At 53.6% G+C, this 5,869-nt stretch carries 2 tRNA genes and 2 rRNA genes; all 4 read right to left on the bottom strand.

The window, feature by feature from the left end:
• Positions 1–185 precede the first annotated feature (185 nt).
• Positions 186–3,073, bottom strand: a 23S ribosomal RNA gene (locus FPZ61_RS15265).
• Positions 3,074–3,571: 498 nt separating this feature from the next.
• Positions 3,572–3,644 (bottom strand) — tRNA-Ala (locus tag FPZ61_RS15260).
• Positions 3,645–3,653: 9 nt separating this feature from the next.
• Positions 3,654–3,727, bottom strand: a tRNA-Ile gene (locus tag FPZ61_RS15255).
• Positions 3,728–3,924: 197 nt separating this feature from the next.
• Positions 3,925–5,410: ribosomal RNA gene (locus FPZ61_RS15250) — 16S ribosomal RNA — on the bottom strand.
• Together the 16S and 23S rRNA genes with 2 tRNA genes alongside form the textbook arrangement of a ribosomal RNA operon.
• Positions 5,411–5,869: the final 459 nt, after the last annotated feature.

The raw sequence follows: 5,869 nt of genomic DNA, 5'->3' as shown, positions 1-5,869 counted from the left end.
GCCGCTACTGCGTTTCACATCCGAGTTCGAGATGGGTCGGAGTGGGTCCACAGTGCCATGAACACCAGGAAAGATTCTGATCGCTCTCAGGTGAATCCTGAGAACTACATAGGTAATGGTTCAAGCTCTCGCCTCAACTGTCTGTAAACTCTTCATCTCACTCTTGTCTTGAGCAAGGCCAAGTGTTGGTCAAGCCCTCGGTCTATTAGTACTCCTCCGCTTCACGCATTGCTGCGCTTCCACGTAGAGCCTATCAACGGGTGTTCTTCCCGTGACCTTACTGGCTTAAGCCATGAGAACACTCATCTTCAGGTGGGCTTCCCACTTAGATGCTTTCAGCGGTTATCCTCTCCGCACATGGCTACCCAGCGTTTACCGTTGGCACGATAACTGGTACACCAGAGGTGCGTTCCTCCCGGTCCTCTCGTACTAGGGAGAACTCCTGTCAATGTTCTTACGCATGCACCGGATATGGACCGAACTGTCTCACGACGTTCTGAACCCAGCTCGCGTACCGCTTTAATGGGCGAACAGCCCAACCCTTGGGACCGACTTCAGCCCCAGGTTGCGATGAGCCGACATCGAGGTGCCAAACCTCCCCGTCGATGTGAACTCTTGGGGGAGATCAGCCTGTTATCCCTAGAGTAACTTTTATCCGTTGAGCGACGGCCCTTCCACTCAGAACCGTCGGATCACTAAAGCCGACTTTCGTCCCTGTTCGACTTGTTGGTCTCACAGTCAAGCTTGCTTCTGCTTTTACACTCGTCGGCTGATTTCCAACCAGCCTGAGCAAACCTTTGCGCGCCTCCGTTACCTTTTAGGAGGCGACCGCCCCAGTCAAACTGCCCACCTGATACTGTCCCCTCCCCGGATAACGGGTGAGGGTTAGAACCCTAGCTCTGAAAGAGTGGTATCTCACCGTTGGCTCACCACTACCCACAAGCAATGGATCAAAGCCTCCCACCTATCCTGCGCATTCAGAGCCCGGGCACAATACCAAGCTACAGTAAAGCTTCATAGGGTCTTTCTGTCCGGGTGCACGTAGTCCGCATCTTCACAGACAATTCTATTTCGCCGAGCCTCTCTCCGAGACAGCGCCCAGATCGTTACGCCTTTCGTGCGGGTCGGAACTTACCCGACAAGGAATTTCGCTACCTTAGGACCGTTATAGTTACGGCCGCCGTTCACCGGGGCTTCAGTCGCTAGCTTCGCTTGCGCTGACCAGCTTCCTTAACCTTCCGGCACTGGGCAGGCGTCAGCCCCCATACATCGTCTTGCGACTTAGCGGAGACCTGTGTTTTTGGTAAACAGTCGCCTGGGCCTCTTCACTGCGACCACCTTGCGGTGGCACCCCTTCTCCCGAAGTTACGGGGCCATTTTGCCGAGTTCCTTAGAGAGAGTTATCTCGCGCCCCTCGGTATTCTCTACCACCCCACCTGTGTCGGTTTCGGGTACAGGCCGTCATGCCTTAACGGGTATAGGGCTTTTCTTGGAAGCTTGACATCACCCACTTCGCTGCCGTAGCAGCTCGTACTCACGCCTCCGCTCAGGGTGTTTTCACCACCCCTCAACGCCTCGAACGCTTGAACCAGTAACCAACATCTGGCTGGGCTAGCCTTCTCCGTCCCCCTTCCCAAAACATGACAGGTACAGGAATGTTGACCTGTTGTCCATCGACTACGCCTTTCGGCCTCGCCTTAGGTCCTGACTAACCCTCCGCGGACGAGCCTGCCGGAGGAACCCTTAGGGTTTCGGGGCATGGGATTCTCACCCATGTTTTCGCTACTCAAGCCGACATTCTCACTTCCATGCAGTCCACGCCCGCTTACGCTAACGCTTCACCCCACATGGAACGCTCCCCTACCATTTGAATGTTCCTAAGAACAATTAAATCCGCAGCTTCGGTACAATGCTTAGCCCCGTTCATTTTCGGCGCAGGATCGCTCGACCAGTGAGCTATTACGCACTCCTTTGAGGATGGCTGCTTCTAGGCAAACCTCCTGGTTGTCTGGGCAATCCCACCTCCTTTATCACTCAGCATTGATTTGGGGACCTTAGCTGGCGGTCTGGGCTGTTTCCCTTTCGACCATGGAGCTTATCCCCCACAGTCTGACTGCCTAGTTTCACACAGGGTATTCAGAGTTCGTATCGATTTGGTACCGCTCTCGCAGCCCGCACCGAAACGGTGGCTTTACCCCCCTGCTATAGCACTAGACGCTACGCCTCAACGTATTTCGGGGAGAACCAGCTAGCTCCGGGTTCGATTGGCATTTCACCCCTAACCACAGCTCATCCGCTGATTTTTCAACATCAGTCGGTTCGGACCTCCACTTGGTATCACCCAAGCTTCATCCTGGCCATGGTTAGATCACCCGGGTTCGGGTCTATAAACACTGACGATCGCCCTATTCAGACTCGCTTTCGCTATGGCTCCACCATTCCCGGTTTAACCTGCCAGTGCCTATAAGTCGCCGGCTCATTCTTCAACAGGCACACGGTCACCCGATCAGTCGGGCTCCCATTGCTTGTAAGCTCACGGTTTCATGTTCTATTTCACTCCCCTCCCGGGGTTCTTTTCACCTTTCCCTCGCGGTACTGTTGCGCTATCGGTCACACAGGAGTACTTAGCCTTACGAGGTGGTCCTCGCAGATTCATACGGAATTTCACGTGCTCCGTACTACTCGGGATACAGCTAGGTCAGATTCGCTTTCGTGTACGGGGCTTTCACCCTCTATGGCGCGCCATTCAAACGCTTCCACTAACGGCACTGATCCACGTTGCTGTCCCACAACCCCGATGGTCGAAACCATCGGTTTAGGCTCTTCCCCGTTCGCTCGCCGCTACTGAGGGAGTCGTTTTTACTTTCCTTTCCTCCAGCTACTAAGATGTTTCAGTTCGCTGGGTTGGCTCGCGCCACCCTATGGATTCAGGTGGCCGTTCTAGGGGTTGCCCCATTCGGAAATTCCCGGATCAAAGCGTGTTTCCAGCTCCCCGAGACTTATCGCAGGTAACTACGTCCTTCATCGCCTCTGTGTGCCAAGGTATCCACCGTGAGCCCTTTGTAGCTTGACCAATTTATCTCCATATCACCTTGCTGCGGTTGTACGCAGATTCTCTGGCTTTCATCGTCAACAGCTCAACCAACTGGATTTCTCCATTCAGTCTCGCATTGATGCTGAAAACAAGATCAAACCCAGTTCTTTTGGCAAGAACCAGGAGCAATATGGAGTCTCGGCTCCTACTCTAGAATTGCTCCAAAAACAACACCAGATCTCAGTGGCATAACCACCAAAATCAGTTGCTGCTGCTGAAGCATCCATGAGATGCTTTATTTACAGACTTACCTATGCAGTTGTCAAGGTTCTACTGAACACAGCTGCATCAACCTCTCAGCTGATGCTACTGGAGTCCAGCGTCTTTTCAATGACGGTCATGACAACACTTGATTTCAGTCAAATTGTTGCCACCGTAAAATGAAAGGAAGCTAGAATCCTTCTTTCAGTACAATCGTCTAATTTCACCGCCGCAAGCTCTCTCCCGTTGCTTTCGCGAACCTGGTGGGTTGGTCAGTGGAGGTTAGCGGACTCGAACCGCTGACATCCTGCTTGCAAAGCAGGCGCTCTACCAACTGAGCTAAACCCCCAAACACGAATGGGCCATCCTGGACTTGAACCAGGGACCTCACCCTTATCAGGGGTGCGCTCTAACCACCTGAGCTAATGGCCCAGGGATACCCTTGCGGGGTGACCTAGACAAAGTTTAGGAACTGAAAAGACATCCACGACAGCACATCTGCTCTCCCATTGCTGGAATACCATCTGGCTTCGTTTTTGTCGGTTGAGGTACCGATTAACCATCGAGATGACAGGATCATGGTCTAGCGATAAAATAGCCAGACATCACAATCAGTTGTTGTCTCCCTGTTAGGAGGTGATCCAGCCGCACCTTCCGGTACGGCTACCTTGTTACGACTTCACCCCAGTCATCAGCCCCACCTTCGGCGTCCTCCTCCCTTGCGGGTTGGAGTAACGACTTCGGGCATGGCCAACTTCCATGGTGTGACGGGCGGTGTGTACAAGGCCCGGGAACGTATTCACCGCAGTATGCTGACCTGCGATTACTAGCGATTCCTCCTTCACGTAGGCGAGTTGCAGCCTACGATCTGAACTGAGCCACGGTTTATGGGATTTGCTAGCTCTCGCGAGTTTGCTGCCCTTTGTCCGTAGCATTGTAGTACGTGTGTAGCCCAGGATGTAAGGGGCATGATGACTTGACGTCATCCACACCTTCCTCCGGTTTATCACCGGCGGTCTCTCTAGAGTGCCCAACTGAATGCTGGCAACTAAAGACGTGGGTTGCGCTCGTTGCGGGACTTAACCCAACATCTCACGACACGAGCTGACGACAGCCATGCACCACCTGTCACTGCGCTCCCGAAGGCACTCCCAAGTTTCCAAGGGATTCGCAGGATGTCAAACCCTGGTAAGGTTCTTCGCGTTGCATCGAATTAAACCACATACTCCACCGCTTGTGCGGGCCCCCGTCAATTCCTTTGAGTTTCACACTTGCGTGCGTACTCCCCAGGCGGAACACTTAACGCGTTGGCTACGACACCGAAAGGGTTAATTCTCCCGACACCTAGTGTTCATCGTTTACGGCCAGGACTACAGGGGTATCTAATCCCTTTCGCTCCCCTGGCTTTCGTCCATGAGCGTCAGTTATGGCCCAGCAGAGCGCCTTCGCCACTGGTGTTCTTCCCGATATCTACGCATTTCACCGCTACACCGGGAATTCCCTCTGCCCCTACCACACTCTAGCCTTGTAGTTTCCATTGCTGAAATGGAGTTGAGCTCCACGCTTTAACAACAGACTTTCAAGGCCGCCTGCGGACGCTTTACGCCCAATAATTCCGGATAACGCTTGCCACTCCCGTATTACCGCGGCTGCTGGCACGGAATTAGCCGTGGCTTATTCCTCAAGTACCGTCATGTCTTCTTCCTTGAGAAAAGAGGTTTACAGCCCAGAGGCCTTCGTCCCTCACGCGGCGTTGCTCCGTCAGGCTTGCGCCCATTGCGGAAAATTCCCCACTGCTGCCTCCCGTAGGAGTCTGGGCCGTGTCTCAGTCCCAGTGTGGCTGATCATCCTCTCAGACCAGCTACTGATCGATGCCTTGGTGCGCCATTACCACACCAACTAGCTAATCAGACGCGGGCTCATCCCCAGGCGAATTTCGTTTCACCTCTCGGCATATGGGGTATTAGCGGCCGTTTCCGGCCGTTATCCCCCTCCTGAGGGCAGATTCCCACGCGTTACTCACCCGTCCGCCACTAGCCCGAAGGCTCGTTCGACTTGCATGTGTTAAGCACGCCGCCAGCGTTCATCCTGAGCCAGGATCAAACTCTCCGTTGTAGTCATCACTCCTGTAAACTTCAATTAACTTAATCCTCGCTTACGCTGAAATTAATGTCAACTGTCATCGCAAATGATGTCGCCTTTGCCCAATCGCTCAACTTTCATCGAGAATCAGTCAAGGCCTCCTTCTAGCCAGAAGGGTTCGAGAGTGCATCACACAATCACCAATCTCTTCCGCAACAACCTTCACAGACAACCTCTCGCGCTCATCTCCCGCCAGGGTCTCCCCTGACAATCGAGTTTCGATCACCCATCCATGCGGCCCTCGCGACGTCCTTCGGCTGCTCGTGCAACGACTTTCCAAATCACTCAGATCCGGTCGCACCGTCACTCACCTGAACATCCATTGAGCTGATCACCCGTGAAAGTGCTCCGCTCAAAACTCAGGCAAGCTCCTGATGCTTGTTTCTTTTGACGGGACCTCACACCTTTGCTGCTATCTCGTCTGACACCTCT

This window comes from Synechococcus sp. BSA11S (assembly GCF_014224355.1).
Taxonomy (GTDB): domain Bacteria; phylum Cyanobacteriota; class Cyanobacteriia; order PCC-6307; family Cyanobiaceae; genus Regnicoccus_A.
Note: the sequence above shows the minus strand (reverse complement) of the source record. Positions and strands in the feature narration are given on the sequence as shown.